A 16,234-nucleotide genomic window follows, 5' to 3' on the forward strand; every position below is an offset into this window, starting at 1 on the left:
GCCACCGTGGCCGTCGACCCCATCACCGGAGCCGATTCCGCCTCCACGGGCGGCATCTACTCCACCCCGCCGACGCGGACGCCCAAGCAGTCGCTCGACAGCGAGGCCTTCATGCAGCTGCTGGTCACCCAGCTCCGCAACCAGGACCCCAGCTCGCCGATGGACACCAACCAGATGATCTCGCAGACGACGCAGCTGGCCATGATGGAGAAGCTCACCAACATGGACACCACGGCGCAGGAGGGCTTCGCGCTCCAGATGCGCCAGGCCGCCGCCGCGCTCATCGGTCACACCGTCAGCTACCTCGACAAGAACGGCGACACCCAGACCGGGCTCGCCTCGTCCGTCTCCTACGCGGGCGCCGTCCCGATCGTCACCGTGGGCGATCAGAAACTCGCCCTCGACGCCATCCTCGGCGTGGTCACCCCGGCTGCCGCAGGCGCGGGCTCCTCCGCGCCCACCGCCTGACCTCACGCACCTTCCTCAGAAAGGAAACGCCATGCTCCGCTCGCTCTACTCCGGGATCTCCGGCCTCCGCTCGCACCAGACCATGCTGGATGTGACGGGCAACAACATCGCCAACGTCAACACCACCGCGTTCAAGTCGTCCGCCGTGCAGTTCCAGGACACACTGTCGCAGCTGGTGCAGGGCGCGGGCGCCCCGCAGGGCCAGACCGGCGGCACGAATCCCGCCCAGATCGGCCTCGGCGTGCTCGTCGCGGGCATCTCTACCAACTTCACGCAGGGCGCAGCCCAGGCGACGGGACGCTCCACCGACATCATGATCAACGGCGACGGCTTCTTCGTCATGAAGGTGGGCGGCGAGACCGTCTACACGCGCGCCGGCTCGCTCGACCCAGACGCCCTCGGCCGCCTGGTCGGCCCGGGCGGCGCCATCCTGCAGGGCTGGAACGCGGTCAACGGCGTCATCCAGCAGGGCGGCGCCCTCAGCGACATCACCATCCCGCTGAAGGCGGTCACGCCGGCCGCGGCGACTACGACCTCGGCCGTGACGGGCAACCTCCCCTCGGACGCGGCCGTCGGCGACCAGCTGGTGCGCGACATCTCCGTCTACGACGCCAACGGCACCGCCCGGAAGCTCACCCTGACCTTCACCAAGACGGGCACCGGGTGGGATGTGGCGGGCTCCGACCCGACGGGCGCGACCGGAACGAGCGCGCTCACCTTCACCAACGGCGTCCTCACCGGCGGTGGCGCGCTCACGGTCGGCGGCGTCGCGGTGAACCTCGGCGCGGTCACCGGCTACTCGGGCATCACGACGGTCGCCTTCAAGGACCAGAACGGCCGCGCGGCCGGGACGCTCGAGTCGTTCACCCTCGACAAGGACGGGACGATCACCGGCCTGTTCTCGAACGGCGACAAGCAGGCCGTCGGCCGCATCGCGCTCGCCACGTTCGTGAACCCGGGCGGCCTGGAGAAGGGCGGAGGGTCGACCTACCGCGCGACGGTCAACTCGGGCGCGGCCCAGCTCGGCGGCCCCGGCGAGGACGGCCTCGGTCAGCTCCAGGGCGGCTCCCTCGAGATGTCGAACGTCGACCTCTCGCAGGAGTTCACCAACCTGATCGTCGCGCAGCGCGGCTTCCAGGCGAACGCCCGCATCATCACCACGTCCGACGAGGTGCTGCAGGAGCTCACCAACCTGAAGCGCTGATCCCGCGCTCTCGCGACGCGCGCTACCTCCCGGAATGGAGGAGGTCCGGCCACCACCCGGCCGGACCTCCTCCGTTCCGCGCATCCGGCCGCATCCCCCGACGGCATCGCCTCCGTTTCCGCCGCGAAGGGGGTGCGCCGTAGGCTCGACGGGTGCCCATCGTCCACGAGCTGGCGCCCACTCTGCTGGGCGTCGCCGTGCTCGCGCTCGTCGCCGTCGGGGTGCTCGCCGCGTACGGCGTCCCGCACCGCTGGGCGCCGGCCCTCGCCATCCTCCGCGGCGCCGCGCAGCTCGCGGTCATCAGCGTGGTCCTCGCCGGGGTCATCACCGATCCGCTCTGGGTGGCCCTCGCCCTCCTCGTGATGTTCTCGGTCGCGGCGGCGACGGCCACGCGCCGCATCGGGTGGTCGGCGGAGCACGCGGTCATGATGGCGACGGCCATGGCGGTCGGCGTCGTCGTCTCGTTCTCGGTGGTCTTCCTCACCGGCGCCATCGAGTTCAGCGCGCGCTACGCGCTCGCCATCGGCGGCATCGTCATCGGCAACTCGATGAGCATCGCCACCCTGGCCGGCCGCCGCTTCACCGAGGCGGTCGGCGACCATTGGGACGAGGTGGAGGGATGGCTAGCGCTGGGTGCGACGCCCCGGCAGTCGACGCTGGAGCTGGCGCGGAACGCGGTCTACTCGGCGCTCATCCCGTCCGTCGACCAGACCAAGACCACCGGCCTCGTGACCCTGCCCGGCGCCTTCGTCGGCGCGATCTTCGGCGGGGTGTCGCCCCTCGAGGCCGGCCGGTTCCAGGTGGTCGTGCTCGCCGCGATCATGGCGGCGGGAGCCCTCACCGCCGTGATCGTCTCGGCCTGGCTCGCGCCCGTGCGCGTCCGCCCCGCCGCTCTGCGCTGACCATCGGTGCCGGAACGCGATGGCGATGGCTGCGACGATTGCCCTTGCAACGTTATAAAGTCGCAGAAGAGGCGAGAGGGGAGCGTCCATGGCCGCGACGATGCAGGACGTGAGCGTGCTCGCCGGGGTGTCGGTGAAGACGGTGTCGAACGTCATCAACGACCACCCGCACGTGCGCGAGCAGACGCGGCGCAAGGTGCTGGATGCGATCGACGTGCTCGGCTACCGGCCCAACTTCCTGGCGCGCGGGCTGAGGTCCGGGCGGACCAACGTGATCTCGCTGATGATCCCGAACCTGCGCAACGCCTACTTCGCCGAGCTGGCGGATGCGGTGATGATGGCGGCCGCCGAACGCGGTCTGGCCGTGCTGATCGAGCAGTACGGGCTCGACCGCAGGCAGGAGATCGGCGCCCTGCGGCATCCCCGTGCCCAGACGGTCGACGGGGTGCTGCACAGCGTGCTGGCACTGGACCAGAGCGACGTCGAGCTGCTCGCCGAGCTGACGACGCCGGTGGTGCTGCTCGGCGACCGCAACGTCGACGTGCCGCGCGATCACGTCATCATCGCGAACACCGCGGGGGTCCGGGCGGCGACCGAGCACCTGCTGCACGCCGGCCGCCGGCGGATCGTGGCCTTCGGCGCCCATCCCGCCGATGTCGTCGGCTCGGCCGCCCTCCGTCTCGACGGCTACCGCCAGGCGCTGGAGGCGGAAGGGCTGCCGTTCGACCCTTCGCTCGTCGTGCCGGTCGACCCCTGGCACCGGCGCAACGGGGCCGACGCGATGCGCGAACTGCTGGCGCAGGGGACGCCCTTCGACGGTGTGGTCGCCTTCAACGACGCCATCGCGCTCGGAGCGCTCCGTGCGCTGCAGGAGGCCGGACGCCGGGTGCCGGAGGACGTGGCCGTGATCGGCTTCGACGACATCGAAGAGACGGAGTACTCCATCCCGAGCCTGTCGACGATCGACCCGGGCCGCGAGCAGATCGCGCGCACGGCCGTGGACCTGCTGGTGCGGAGGATCGAGCACCCGGACGAGGCGTTCGTCCCCGAGCGGCTCCCGATGCCGTTCCGTCTGGTGGAACGCGAGTCGACACGGGCCTGACCACGTCCGTTTGACACGGTCACATCCGTTCTGCATCATGGTTTCTACAACGTTGTCCTCTAACGTTGTAGACACGGGTGTCGACGCGCCGCGAATGGGAGCCCGTGACCGACGGCAGCGCCGAAGGGGCTCACGGCTCCTCGGCGAATTCGAGCACTGGAGATTCCTTGTCTGAGACCCGCATCGCCCTCGACCGCACCGCACGCGTCGCCCCCGTCAACCGCCGCATCTTCGGCTCGTTCGTCGAGCACCTCGGGCGCTGCGTGTACGACGGCATCTACGAGCCGGGGCACCCGACCGCGAACGAGGACGGCTTCCGCCTCGACGTCGTCGAGCTCGTCCGCGAGCTCGGCTCGACGACGATCCGCTACCCGGGGGGCAACTTCGTCTCCGGGTTCCGCTGGGAGGACTCGGTCGGCCCCCGCGACCAGCGCCCGGTGCGGCGCGACCTGGCCTGGCACTCGCTGGAATCCAACCAGGTCGGCCTCGACGAGTTCGCGCGCTGGCTGGCGCTGACGGACTCCGAGCTGATGCTCGCCGTGAACCTCGGCACCCGCGGCATCCAGGCCGCCCTCGACCTGCTCGAGTACGCGAACCACCCCTCGGGCACCGCCCTGAGCGACTGGCGCATCGCCAACGGGACGCCGGAGCCGCACGACATCCGGATGTGGTGCCTGGGCAACGAGATGGACGGCCCGTGGCAGACCGGCTACATGACCGCCGACGACTACGGCAAGCTCGCGGCCCGCACGGCCGCCGCGATGAAGATGGCCGACAAGGACCTCGAGCTCGTGGTGTGCGGCTCGTCCGGCTCCGGGATGCCGACCTTCGGCGAGTGGGAGCGCGTCGTGCTCGAGCACTCCTACGAGCACGTCGACTACGTGTCGGCGCACGCCTACTACCAGGAGCGCGGCGGCGACCTCGGCTCGTTCCTCGCGTCCTCCGTGGACATGCAGTACTTCATCGACACGGTCGTCTCGACCGCCGATCACGTCGGCAACCGGCTGAAGAGCAAGAAGAAGATCCAGATCTCGTTCGACGAGTGGAACATCTGGTACCTCGACGAGCACAAGGCGTCGGAGGAGATCAACGACGAGTGGCGCTACGCCCCGCGCCAGCTGGAGGACGTCTACTCGGCGGCCGACGCCGTCGTGCTCGGCAACCTGATGATCACGCTGCTGAAGAACCACGACCGGGTGACCAGCGCGTCCCTCGCCCAGCTGGTCAACGTGATCGCGCCGATCATGACGGAGCCGGGCGGCGCGGCCTGGCGCCAGACCACGTTCTTCCCGTTCTCGGTGACGAGCCGTCTCGCCCGCGGCGAGGTGCTGCGCCCGCGCATCGAGACCGGCTCGTACGAGACGGCCGTCTACGGCGAGGCGGACCTGGTGGATGCGGTGGCCACGTTCGACGAGGCCGACGGGTCGGCCGCGCTGTTCCTCGTCAACCGCAGTCTCACCGAGACGCAGACGGTCCGCGTGGACGTCCGCGACCTCGGCGTCTCGTCGGTGCGCGAGGCCGTGTCCCTGTGGGACGACGACGTCTACGCGAAGAACACGATGCACGACCAGAACCGCGTCGGCCTGCGCCCGACGCCCACGGCATCCCTCGACGACGGCGTGCTCACGCTCGAGCTTCCGCCCGTCTCGTGGACGGGTGTCTCGCTCGGCTAGAGCAGGGTCGTCCCCAGCATCCGGTGGCCGATGGCGATGGACTCGCCGTCGACCGCCGACAGGGGCGAGGTGAGGAAGGCGACCAGGTCGGCGATCTGGTCGGGAGACGACTCGCCGCCGCGGCCCGGCGCGACCGCAGGGTTCGGGTTCTCGGTGACGAGGCCCGGGTTGACGACGTTGACGGCGACGCCCGTTCCGGCCAGCTCGTCCGCGAGGTTCTTCGCGATCAGGTTGGTGGACGCGTTGCGCACCACCGCGGTGATGTTGCCGGTGATGTAGGCGTTCTGGCCGCTGATCACCACGATCCGTCCGAAGCCGGCCTCCCGCATGGCGGGGATCACGGCGCGCGCGACGCGGAGGAACGCCAGCGCTTTGCCGTCGATCGCGCTCAGGATCTGGTCGGGGTCGGAGCTGCGGGCGGGGTCGAGGGTCTGTGCCGGCGGCGCGGCCGTCACGATCAGGCCGTCGATGCGTCCGTGACGCTCCAGCACTGTGTCGACGGCGCGGCGGACGGACTCGTCGTCCGACGCGTCCAGCGTCACCCCCTCCGACGCGCTGCGGGAGGCGACGACCACGGTCGCGCCCTCGGTCCGGAGGCGGTCGGCGACCGCGGAGCCGATGAAGCCGGTGCCGCCGACGACGAGGACGACACGATTCGCGAGCTGAAGATCCATACCCGTCCCAACCCCGTCGAGTCCACAAAAATTGCACGCTGAGCGCGCCGTCAGCGTGCAGTTTGTGCGTACTCGACGGCGGGGTCAGCGGGAGGCGGCGGGGGCCGTGGTTGGGGTGGGCGCGGGCGACTGCAGCGCCTGCGGGATGAGTTTGCGGATGACGTCGGGCTGGGCCGACAGCACCACCACATCCACCCGCCGGTTCTGCGCCAGGTCGGAGTCCGTCGTGCCGGTGTGGCCCGCGACCGGACGCGCCGAGCCGAAGCTGACCGCCGCGATGCGGCCCTGCGGGAAGCCGTTCACCTCGACCAGGTGCCGCAGCACGCTGGTCGCGCGCCCGGCGGAGAGCTCCCAGTTGGTCGGATAGGGCGCGCCCGGCTGCCGGAGGTCGGCGTGCCCCTCCACCGAGACGTCGTACGCCTCCGGGGCGAGCACCGGTCCGATGTCGTTCAGCACGGCGACCGCGCGCGGGCTGAGCTCCGCGCGGTTGGAGTCGAAGAACGTCGAGTTGCCGACCAGCCCGATCGTGAGGCCGCGCTCGTCGATCTTCAGCTCCACCGCATCCTGCAGGCCGTCGCGGGTGAGAGCGGCCTGGATGAGGTCCTTCAGGTGCTGCAGGTTCTGCGCCTCCTGCTGGGCGAGGGCGAAATCGGTCGACTTTCCCGACTCGTCGACGTGCTTCGGCGGCACGACGACACCGGATGCGGTGTCGATCTTCTGCGTCTTCACCTGCCCGAAGCCGGTCGCCAGCGAGTCCTTCAGCTGCTCGAACTTCTTCGCATCCACCGTCGACATGGCGAACAGCACGATGAACATGCACATGAGCACGGTGACCATGTCCATGTAGGAGGCCATCCAGCGCTCCTCGTTCTCGTGCTCCTCCGGCTCCTCGTGCTTCTTGCGACGGCGGGCCGACATGTCAGGCCGCTTCCTCGACGGGATCCTTCGCCCCGCGCGCCGGCTTGGCGCTCTTCGCCGCGCTCTTGTCGGCGTCGCCGTCGGGGACCATCGCACGCAGGCGCTCGCCGAGGAGGCGCGGCTGCGAGCCGGACTGCACGGCCAGCACGCCCTCCATGAGCAAGGTCATGCGCTCCACATCCAGCTCGGACAGGCGGCGCAGGCGGGCGCCGAGCGGCAGCCACAGGAAGTTGGCCGAGAGCAGACCCCAGAGGGTCGCGACGAACGCGCTCGCGATCATCGGGCCGAGCTCGCCCGGCTCTGCCAGGTTCTCGAGCACGTGCGTGAGCGAGACGACGGTTCCGATGATGCCGATCGTCGGCGCGTATCCGCCCATCGCGCTGAAGAACTTGGCCGCGACCCTGTCCTTCTTGGAGCGCGTGGCGATCTCGTCCTCCAGCAGCACGCGCAGCTCGTCGCCGTCCGTGCCGTCCGCGATGTTCTGCAGCGCGCGCTTGAGGAACGGGTCGTCGACGCTGTCGGCCTCCTGCTCCATCGCGAGCAGGCCGTTGGCGCGGGCCTTCTCCGCCAGCCCGACGACCTGGTCGATGACCTGCTGCGGCGGCTCGACCTTGCCGCGGAGGGCGCGGGGGAGCGCCTTCACCGCGGTGAGGAAGTCCTTGATCGTGCCGCTGGCGATGCCGACCGCGATGGTGGCCCCGAAGACCAGCACCATGGGGGCGGGCAGCAGGAGCGCGCTGAGGTGCGCGCCCTCCATCGTCACCATCGCGACGACGGCGCCGAACGCGAGGACGATGCCGATGATCGTTGCCGGGTCCATTACTTCTTCCTTGCTCGCAGGGGGACGGCGCGGGCCTCGGGGTGAGCCCTGGTCGTCTCGTCGTCTTCCAGCCCGGTCAGCGTCACGAGCCCGAGCGGCGGTGCCGGAACGGGTCGCGGGCCTGCGGCGGGCAGATCGTGGGCGAGCGCGATCACACGCGCCCGGTACGCGGCGATCTTCTCGATCACTTCCGGCATGGACTCGGTGACGATGAACTTCGCACCGTCGACCATGACGAGAGTGGTGTCCGGACTGGCGTGGATGCGCTCGATGAGGTCGGGGTTGACCGCAAACTGGCTGTCGTTCAATCGGGTGACGACGATCATGGGCGCGAATCCTGGTCTCGGCTCCGGGTGAGCCGTCACGTGTGCACTATCGGCCCGCGCCGGTCGGTCGTTAGGGGGACGCGGGGTGGATGCGCGGTGCCTAACGAACGAGCCGTCCGCGCCGATAGTCCCTCACGTGACGACTCTGCAGGCCCCGTCGCCGGACGCCCCCGAGGCGCCGGTCTACGACTTCCGCCGGCCGACGACGCTCGCGCGCGAGCATTCCCGCGTGCTGGAGCTGGCGTTCGAGACGTTCGCCCGCCAGTGGGGCACCCAGCTGACCGCGAAGGTGCGCGTGCTCAGCCAGGTCGAGTGTGACTTCGTGCAGTTGCAGACCTACGACGAGTACGCGGCGTCGCTTCCCGCGACAACGGCCATGGTGCTGTGCGAGCTGGAACACACCGCCCCGAAGGCGGTCATCCAGTTCCCGACCATCGCCGCGCTGTCCTGGGTGAATGCGATGCTCGGCGGCCAGGGCACCCCCGTCGACCACGAGCGGACCTTCACGCAGATCGAGCACGCGCTGGTCCGGCGGCTGATGGACGACGCCCTGGAGGACCTGCGCTACTCGCTCGGCTCCATCCTGCTCGCGCCGATCACCGTGGACGCCATCCAGTACAACTCCCAGTTCGCCCAGGCCGCCGCGACCTCCGAGCTGATGATCGTGGCGGGCTTCGAGCTGCGCGTGGGCGAGAACGTCGCGCGGGCGACCGTCGCGCTGCCCGCCGTCGCCCTGCTCCCGCAGCTGGGCGAGACGAATCCCACCCACAGCACCGAGAACGCGCGCGAGCTGGTCGACGCCCAGCTGGCGCGCGTCCCCGTGGATGTGGCCTTGCGGCTGGCCCCGGCGGCCGTCCGTCCCAGCGTGGTGCTGGGGCTGGCGGTCGGCGACCTGCTGCCCCTCCCGCATCCGCAGCACCGACCCTTCGATCTCACGGTCGGCGGGCAGACCGTCGCTTCGGCCGCTCTCGGCTCGAGCGGCTCGCGTCTCGCCTGCGTGATCGTCAACACAGAGGACTGATTCCGATGAGCATGACCAGCACAGCACACGCCGCAGGACTCTCCCTCGGGCAGGCGCAGGCCGCCGCAGAGGCGCTCGCCCGCGTGCTCCCGACGGGCGCACCGCTGACACCGCTGCTCGCGCAGGGGTCCGACGTTCAGGACGCCGCGCACGCCGTGGTCGCCACGTTCGTCGGCGCCGTCTCCGCCGACCTCGCGGTCGTGCTGCTCGAGGCGCCGCAGCTGGTCGACGACGGCGCCGACGGTGCACCCGTGGTGGCGCTCCAGGATGTGCTGCAGCCGGCCCTCGAGGCCGCCAGCGACACGCTCGGCGCCGGTGTCCTGGACGACGCCCGCCCGGACGACGCCGCTGAGCTGTTCGCCGATCCGGCCACGTCGGTCTTCGCCCTCTCCGGGCCGTCCGGTGTCGCCGGCTGGTTCGCGGTCCGCGGCCGCGCCTCGGTCGCCGAGCGCGCGGGCACCGGTGCGCTGGGCGGCAAGCTGGCGCGCATCAGCAACGTGGAGATGGCCCTGACCGTGGAGATCGGCCGCACCCGGATGGCGGTGCGCGATGTGCTCGCGATGGAGCCGGGCGCCGTCATCGAGCTGGACCGCTCCGCCGGGTCGCCCGCCGATGTGCTGCTCAACGGCCGCCTGATCGCGCACGGCGAGATCGTGGTCGTCGACCAGGACTACGCCGTCCGCATCACCAAGATCCTGGACACGGCGGAAGACCTGGACTGACGCCGCCGGCTCAGCCGCGCTCCTCGTCTGCGGCGGCCGACCAGCCCTGTGCAGCGCCATCGGCGTCGAACCCGCCGCGGGCGACGCGGAAGCCGACGTCGGGGTACGGCGTGCGCGCCGGCCCGCCGCGGCGGACGGACGCCCGCACGTTCCAAGCGTCGTCGGCGAAGCCGCCGCCGCGGAACACCCGGGCATCGTGCGAACGGCCCGGGTCGAGGAGGTCCCAGCACCACTCCGACACGTTGCCGAGGGTGTCGAACAGCCCGTTCAGGTTGGGCAGGCGCAGGCCGACGTCGGCGGGAGCGGTCAGGCCGTCGGCGCTGGTCCAGGCGATCTCCGGCAGCGGTCCGTAGTGCGGCGCGGTCGAGCCGGCCCGGCACGCGAACTCCCACTCGGCCTCGGTCGGCAGGCGGTAGCCGTCCGCATCCACATGCCAGGTCACATCCTCGCCGTCGAACGTGTACGCGGGGTCGAGTCCCTCCCACTCCGAGGCCGCGTTACAGATCCGCACCGCGCGTAGCCAGCTGATCCCTGTCGCCGGGCGGCGGGGATGCGGGGCCGGCTCGCCGATGAGCTCGGCCACCTGCTGCTCGGTGACGGCGAAGACGCCGAGCTCGAACGCCTCCAGCTCCACCGTCCAGCGCCGCTTCGGCCGGGCATCCTGCAACTGCACGCTCCCGCCGGGGATGCTCGCCATCTCGAAGTCCACTCCCTCACCCTCCCCGGCCGTCGAGGTGCTCGCAAGTGCGCGTCGTGACGGCGTGTTGGCCGCAACGGCGAGCACCTCGTGGATGCGGCTAACGGGAGGGAGGCCGCGGCCGATAGTGCGCAGCGTGGAGACCCTGTTCGTTGCGCTGCGCGTCGCTGTGGTGCTCGGCGTCATCGTCGCGCTGCTGTGGTTCGTGCAGCGACGGGTGACGAAGGGGCGCTCCTCGGCGCGGGGCCGACGCGGCAACGCAGTGACCGTCGTCGGCCGTCAGGGCATCGGCCAGAAGGCCTCGGTCGTCGTCGTGGATGTGGACGGCAGCCGGTTCGTGCTCGGCGTCACCGAGCGCCAGGTCAGCGTCCTCCACTCCGGTGACCGCCCGCAGGACGCGGACGTCACCCCGATTAAGCCCGTGCGCGAGGTGGAGGCCAGGACCGGCACCACCGACGCACCCGCGAGCACCCGCAGCACCAGCACCACCACGACCACCAGGCAGGATGCCGACTTCCTCACGGCGCACGGACGCGCCTCGCTCTTCGACGAGGCACTCAAAGGCTCGATCCTGTCCCCGGCAACGTGGCGTCAGGCGAGTTCGGCGGTGCGCCCCAAGAAGTGACGGCGCCGGAGGTCACGGCGCGCACGGCGCGCACCGGGCGCCTGCCCCGCCTGGCGCTGGCCGGCATCCTGGTCGCGCTCATCGTCGCGGCCATCGTGCTGCTGGGGTCCACCGCCGCGCACGCCGTTCCGACACCCGTCCCGACCCCGACCGGCCCGTCCGGACCAGCGGCCGGCACCGGCGGCATCACGCTCGACATCAACGGCCCGAACGGCACGCCCAGCGCCGCCGTCCTTACCCTCCTCGGCATCACGGTGCTGTCGGTGGCGCCGGCCCTGCTGTTGATGATGTCGTCGTTCACGAAGATCTTCGTCGTGCTCGCCATCACGCGGAACGCGCTGGCGCTCCCGTCCATCCCGCCGAACCAGGTGCTCGCCGGCCTCTCGCTGTTCCTCAGCCTGTTCATCATGAGCCCGGTGCTGGTCGACATCAACAACACGGCCGTGCAGCCCTACCTCGCCGGTCACATCGACTTCACGGCGGCCGCGCACGCGGCGGAGGCCCCGCTGCGCGGCTTCATGGCGGCGCACACCCGCGAGGAGGACATCGCGCTGATGACCCGCGCGGCCGGACGCCCGAACCCGGAGAGCGTCAGCGCCGTGCCGCTGCTCACGCTCATCCCGGCGTTCATGATCTCCGAGCTGCGCGCCGCGTTCATCATCGGCTTCGTCATCTTCGTGCCGTTCCTGGTGATCGACATGGTCGTCTCGGCGGCGCTCATGTCGATGGGCATGATGATGCTCCCGCCGGTGATGATCTCGCTGCCGTTCAAGATCCTGCTGTTCGTGCTGGTCGATGGATGGGGGCTCATCATCACGAGCCTGATCACCAGCTACGGGGGTGGTGGCGGATGAACCCGAACGCCGTCCTCGACATCGCGATGCAGGGACTGATGGTGACCGCGAAGCTGGCCGCTCCGATCGTCGTCACCGCCCTCGTCGTGGGGTTCGCGATCTCGCTGGTGCAGTCGATCACGCAGATCCAGGAGGTCACGCTCTCGTTCGTGCCGAAGGCCGCGGCGGTGGCCGTCGCCCTCATCATCTGCGGCCAGTGGATGATCGCCGAGCTCGTCTCGTTCACCCACGTGCTGTTCGACAAGATCCCGCAGCTGCTGGGCGGTGGCTGATGTTCATCCCCATCGACCTGGCCGCGATCGAGGCGATCGCGCTGGCCTCGCTGCGCATGGTCGCGTTCCTGGTGATCGCGCCGCCGTTCTCGTACAACGGGTTCCCCGCGCAGGTGAAGGGGATGCTCGCCATCGGTCTGGCGGTCGCCGTCGCGCCCCGCGTCGGCGCCGGGTACCGGTCGGCCGACACCGGCGCATTCCTGCTCGACATGGTGCGGGAGCTGGCGGTGGGCGCGACGCTCGGCTTCCTCGTCTTCCTGGTGTTCTCGGCGATCCAGTCGGCGGGCAGCCTGGTCGACCTGTTCGGCGGCTTCCAGCTGGCCCAGGCGTTCGACCCGCAGTCGATGATCAACGGCGCCCAGTTCACACGGATGTTCCAGTTGACGGCGCTCGCGCTGCTGTTCGCGTCGGGCGGCTACCAGCTCATCATCGGCGGTCTGGTGCGCACGTTCGACGCCGTCCCGCTCGTCGCGGGGATCGATCTGGCCGATCCGGCGAAGCAGATGGTCGACGGTCTCACCCAGATGTTCCTGGCGGCGCTGCAGATCGCCGGGCCGCTGATCGTCGTGCTGTTCCTCGCCGACGTCGGCCTCGGACTCCTCACCCGCGTCGCCCCGGCGCTCAACGCCTTCTCGCTCGGCTTCCCGCTGAAGATCATGCTGACCGTCGTGCTGGCCGCGATCGTGTTCGTCGCGCTGCCGGGGGTCGTCTCGGGGCTCACCGACACCGCCGTCAAGACCATGCTGGGGGTGGGCCGATGAGCGACGCGCAGGAACGCACCGAGCAGGCGACCGAGAAGCGGATGAAGGAGGCGCGCTCCAAGGGCCGCCTCTCCAAGTCGTCCGACCTGACCGCCTGGGTCGGAGTCGGAGCTGCTGCCGTGATGCTTCCCTTCACCCTGCAGACCGGCAGCACCGCCGCCATCGAGCAGCTGTTCTCCGTCCGCTCGGTGATCGAGAGCCCCGACCCGGCGAAGGCGGTCGCCGCGCTCGGCGACGGGCTCGGCAGCATCATGGCGACGATCGGACCGCTGCTGGCCGTGGGCGCGCTCGCCGTGGTGGGCGCCGCCGCCGTGCAGGGCGGCATCCACTTCAAGAAGCTCGAGGGCAAGTACGAGCAGTTCAACATCGTGCAGGGCATCGGACGCGTGTTCGGGATGCGGGCGCTCTGGGAGGGCGCGAAGACCCTGCTCAAGTCGGCCGTGGTCGCGATCGGGCTGTTCCTCGTGGTCCAGGGGCTGATGCCGGTGCTGCTCACGTCCGGCTCGATGCCGCTCGCCTCCCTGCTCTCGGCCGCGTCCGGGGGGACGGCGGGGCTGCTGCAGGCGGCGATCGGCGCCGGCCTCGTGCTCGCCGGGCTCGACGTGCTCGTGGTCATGCGCCGCAACCGCAAGCACACGCGCATGAGCAAGCAGGAGGTGCGCGACGAGAACAAGAACAGCGAGGGCGACCCCCTGGTGCGCTCCCACCGGCGCTCCCGTCAGCTCGCGATGAGCCGCAACCGCATGATCGCGGCCATCGGCGGGTCGGATGTCGTGCTCGTAAACCCGACGCACATCGCCGTCGCGGTGAAGTACGAACCGGGCAAGTCGGCCCCGCGGGTCGTCGCGAAGGGCGCGGGCGCCATCGCGCTGCGCATCCGTGAGAAGGCGGAGGAGGAGCGCGTTCCGATCGTCAAGGACATCCCGCTCGCGCGGGCGCTGCACGCCGGATGCGAGGTCGGGGACGAGATCCCCGTCGAGCTCTACAACGGGGTCGCGCGGGTCCTCGCGTTCGTCATGTCGCTCAAGCAGCGCGGCTCGGCTGCCGGGCTCCACACCATGCGGCCGCAGCTCCAGGGAGGGATGTCGTGAAGCCGAACAAGGGTCTCGCCGCCAAGGTGGCCGTGCCGATCGGGGTGGTCGGCATCATCATGCTGCTCGTCGTCCCGGTGCCGTCGTGGCTCCTCGACGTGCTCATCATCGTCAACATCATGCTGGCGCTGGTCGTGCTGCTCACGACGATGTTCGTCAAGAAGCCGCTCGACTTCTCCGTCTTCCCGTCGCTGCTCCTCGTGGCGACGCTGTTCCGGCTCGGGCTCAACGTCGCATCCACCCGCCTGGTGCTGGGTGACGGCTTCGCCGGGCAGGTCATCCAGGCGTTCGGGCACGTCGCCGTCGGCGGCTCGATCATCATCGGCGCCGTCGTCTTCCTCATCCTGGTGGTCATCCAGTTCATCGTCGTCACCAAGGGTGCGGAGCGCGTGGCGGAGGTCGGCGCGCGCTTCACCCTCGACGCGATGCCCGGCAAGCAGATGGCGATCGACGCCGACCTCAACGCCGGGCTCATCACCGAGGAGCAGGCGCGGGCCCGTCGCGCCGAGGTCTCGGCCGAGGCGGACTTCTACGGCGCGATGGACGGCGCATCCAAGTTCGTCAAGGGCGACGCCATCGCGGGCATCCTCATCATCGTGATCAACGTCGTCGGCGGCATCGCGATCGGGATGGTGCAGCGCGGCATGCAGCTCGGCGACGCCGTCAACTCCTACACCCTGCTGACCATCGGCGACGGCCTCGTCTCGCAGATCCCCGCCCTGCTCATGGCGGTGTCCACGGGCATGATCGTGACGCGCTCGAACGCCGAGTCCGAGATGGGAACGACGGCGAGCAACCAGCTCAGCCAGTCGCGCAACGCCTTGATGATCGCGGGATGCGCAGCGATCGTGATGGCGCTCATCCCCGGGATGCCGCCCATCCCGTTCGTGCTCGTCGGCGCGTTCCTCATCTTCGCGTCGCAGCGCATCAAGACGTCGCAGGCGGCGGCGAAGAAGGCGCAGGCGGCGCAGAACGCCGTCGCGGCGACCACGTCGGAGACGACGGAGGACCTGATCGAGCAGATGCGGGTGCACGCGCTCGAGATCACGCTCGCGCCCGACCTCGTCGACATCGTCAGCGGCGCCTCCGACGACCTGCTCGCCCGGGTGCGGGCGCTGCGGCGCAAGATCGCGCTCGAGCTCGGGGTGATCGTGCCGCCGGTGCGCACGCGCGACAGCGCGGAGCTGCCGCCGTCGACCTACGTGATCAAGATCGCGGGAGTGGAGGCCGGCCGGGGGCAGGCGCCGTCCGGCCGGGTGCTCGCCCTCGGCGACGCCCTGGACAACCTGCCGGGAACGCCGACCGTCGAGCCGGTGTTCGGGCTCCCGGCGAAGTGGATCCCGTCCGAGATGCGGCACAGCGCGGAGCTGGGCGGGGCGACGGTCATCGACCGCGTCTCCGTGCTCATCACGCACCTGTCGTCGATCATCACGGCGAACGCGGCGCGCCTGCTCACCCGGGAGGACGTGCGCCTTCTCACCGAGGGCGTCAAGCGGGTGAACCCGCCGGCGGTGGAGGAGCTCATCCCTGCGCTGCTCTCCCTGGCCGAGGTGCAGAGGGTGCTGCAGGGGCTGCTGGCCGAGCAGGTTCCGATCAACGATCTCCCGCGCATCCTGGAGGCCCTGACGCTGCGTGCGAAGGTGTCGAACGACCCCGAGGGGCTGGTCGAGGCCGCGCGCGCCGCCCTCGGTCCGGCCGTCGTCGCACCCCACGTCGACGAGGGGATGCTGCGGGTCATCATGATCGACCCGGGCCTCGAGCAGTCGATGCTCGAAGGCCTGCGCCCGTCGGAGGGCGGCACGCAGATCGTGCTCGATCCGGCGCGCCTGGAGGCCGTGCTCGCCTCCGTTCGCGACACGGCGGCGCGGTTGGACGACGCCGGCGTCTCGGCGGTCCTGGTCTGCGCGCCGGCCCTGCGTCCGGCCATACGGCGGCTCGTCGCCGGCCAGATCGCGGGACTCGCGGTGCTCTCCTACCAGGAGGTGACCGCTGTGCAGGCGGCGATCGAGACGGTGGGGGTGGTGCGGGGTGCGGAGTCGATCGCGGCCTGAGTGGGTCGCCGGCGACGAGGAGGTCCTCCCGGCCGTCTCCACGTCCTCCCTCG

At 70.5% G+C, this 16,234-nt stretch carries 18 protein-coding genes; 13 read left to right on the forward strand and 5 right to left on the reverse strand.

Going from position 1 to position 16,234, the window contains the following annotated elements; all coding sequences use genetic code 11:
• Positions 1-6: 6 nt before the first annotated feature.
• The 5 genes from BLW09_RS18420 (at position 7) to arfA (ending at position 5,349) form a co-directional block, all read left to right on the forward strand.
• Entirely contained in the window at positions 7-468 is a 462-nt protein-coding gene (locus BLW09_RS18420; protein WP_089916267.1) for a flagellar hook assembly protein FlgD, read from the forward strand.
• A gap of 31 nt (positions 469-499) precedes the next feature.
• Complete coding sequence (locus BLW09_RS18425; protein WP_089916271.1) at positions 500-1,672, forward strand: flagellar hook protein FlgE; 1,173 nt, start codon at positions 500-502, stop codon at positions 1,670-1,672.
• Positions 1,673-1,824: 152 nt separating this feature from the next.
• Positions 1,825-2,574, forward strand: a complete 750-nt coding sequence (locus BLW09_RS18430) for an ABC transporter permease (protein WP_089916275.1) — start codon at positions 1,825-1,827, stop codon at positions 2,572-2,574.
• Positions 2,575-2,662: 88 nt separating this feature from the next.
• Positions 2,663-3,676, forward strand: a complete 1,014-nt coding sequence (locus BLW09_RS18435) for a LacI family DNA-binding transcriptional regulator (RefSeq protein WP_089916277.1) — start codon at positions 2,663-2,665, stop codon at positions 3,674-3,676.
• A 167-nt stretch (positions 3,677-3,843) separates the two neighbouring features.
• Positions 3,844-5,349, forward strand: coding sequence for an arabinosylfuranosidase ArfA (gene arfA / locus BLW09_RS18440; RefSeq protein WP_089916280.1), 1,506 nt, complete (start codon positions 3,844-3,846; stop codon positions 5,347-5,349).
• Here arfA and BLW09_RS18445 read toward each other — a convergent pair.
• From BLW09_RS18445 to BLW09_RS18460, 4 genes are all read right to left on the reverse strand, one after another.
• On the reverse strand, positions 5,346-6,023 hold the full coding sequence (locus BLW09_RS18445; protein ID WP_089916283.1) for an SDR family NAD(P)-dependent oxidoreductase: 678 nt from the start codon (positions 6,021-6,023) through the stop codon (positions 5,346-5,348). The genes arfA and BLW09_RS18445 overlap by 4 nt on opposite strands.
• An 84-nt stretch (positions 6,024-6,107) precedes the next feature.
• Complete coding sequence (locus BLW09_RS18450) at positions 6,108-6,941, reverse strand: OmpA/MotB family protein (protein WP_089916285.1); 834 nt, start codon at positions 6,939-6,941, stop codon at positions 6,108-6,110.
• 1 nt (position 6,942) lies between these two features.
• On the reverse strand, positions 6,943-7,761 hold the full coding sequence (locus tag BLW09_RS18455; RefSeq protein ID WP_089916288.1) for a motility protein A: 819 nt from the start codon (positions 7,759-7,761) through the stop codon (positions 6,943-6,945).
• Complete coding sequence (locus tag BLW09_RS18460; RefSeq protein WP_089916291.1) at positions 7,761-8,087, reverse strand: flagellar FlbD family protein; 327 nt, start codon at positions 8,085-8,087, stop codon at positions 7,761-7,763. The genes BLW09_RS18455 and BLW09_RS18460 overlap by 1 nt, the downstream gene beginning before the upstream one ends.
• Before the next feature lie 136 nt (positions 8,088-8,223).
• Here BLW09_RS18460 and BLW09_RS18465 point away from each other — a divergent pair, with 136 nt between their 5' ends.
• Positions 8,224-9,108, forward strand: a complete 885-nt coding sequence (locus tag BLW09_RS18465; RefSeq protein ID WP_089916293.1) for a flagellar motor switch protein FliM — start codon at positions 8,224-8,226, stop codon at positions 9,106-9,108.
• Positions 9,109-9,113: 5 nt separating this feature from the next.
• Positions 9,114-9,830, forward strand: a complete 717-nt coding sequence (gene fliN, locus BLW09_RS18470; RefSeq protein WP_089916296.1) for a flagellar motor switch protein FliN — start codon at positions 9,114-9,116, stop codon at positions 9,828-9,830.
• Between the two features lie 10 nt (positions 9,831-9,840).
• Here fliN and BLW09_RS18475 read toward each other — a convergent pair whose 3' ends face one another.
• Entirely contained in the window at positions 9,841-10,539 is a 699-nt protein-coding gene (locus BLW09_RS18475) for a formylglycine-generating enzyme family protein (RefSeq protein WP_089916299.1), read from the reverse strand.
• A gap of 124 nt (positions 10,540-10,663) precedes the next feature.
• Here BLW09_RS18475 and fliO point away from each other — a divergent pair, with 124 nt between their 5' ends.
• The 6 genes from fliO to BLW09_RS18505 are packed head-to-tail and all read left to right on the forward strand — an operon-like array spanning position 10,664 to position 16,181.
• The gene (gene fliO / locus BLW09_RS18480; protein WP_089917090.1) at positions 10,664-11,152 is read left to right on the forward strand and encodes a flagellar biosynthetic protein FliO; all 489 of its coding nucleotides are present in this window, start codon (positions 10,664-10,666) and stop codon (positions 11,150-11,152) included.
• Complete coding sequence (gene fliP / locus BLW09_RS18485; RefSeq protein WP_089916302.1) at positions 11,149-12,006, forward strand: flagellar type III secretion system pore protein FliP; 858 nt, start codon at positions 11,149-11,151, stop codon at positions 12,004-12,006. The genes fliO and fliP overlap by 4 nt, the downstream gene beginning before the upstream one ends.
• Positions 12,003-12,278, forward strand: coding sequence for a flagellar biosynthesis protein FliQ (gene fliQ, locus BLW09_RS18490; RefSeq protein WP_089916305.1), 276 nt, complete (start codon positions 12,003-12,005; stop codon positions 12,276-12,278). Before fliP ends, fliQ begins: the two co-directional genes overlap by 4 nt.
• Complete coding sequence (locus BLW09_RS18495) at positions 12,278-13,039, forward strand: flagellar biosynthetic protein FliR (protein ID WP_089916308.1); 762 nt, start codon at positions 12,278-12,280, stop codon at positions 13,037-13,039. Before fliQ ends, BLW09_RS18495 begins: the two co-directional genes overlap by 1 nt.
• Complete coding sequence (locus BLW09_RS18500; RefSeq protein WP_089916311.1) at positions 13,036-14,130, forward strand: EscU/YscU/HrcU family type III secretion system export apparatus switch protein; 1,095 nt, start codon at positions 13,036-13,038, stop codon at positions 14,128-14,130. Before BLW09_RS18495 ends, BLW09_RS18500 begins: the two co-directional genes overlap by 4 nt.
• Before the next feature lie 59 nt (positions 14,131-14,189).
• A complete protein-coding gene (locus tag BLW09_RS18505) occupies positions 14,190-16,181 on the forward strand; it encodes a flagellar biosynthesis protein FlhA (RefSeq protein ID WP_442911297.1) in 1,992 nt (663 codons plus the stop codon).
• Positions 16,182-16,234: the final 53 nt, after the last annotated feature.

It is taken from the genome of Leifsonia sp. 21MFCrub1.1 (assembly GCF_900107895.1).
Classification (GTDB): domain Bacteria; phylum Actinomycetota; class Actinomycetes; order Actinomycetales; family Microbacteriaceae; genus Leifsonia; species Leifsonia soli.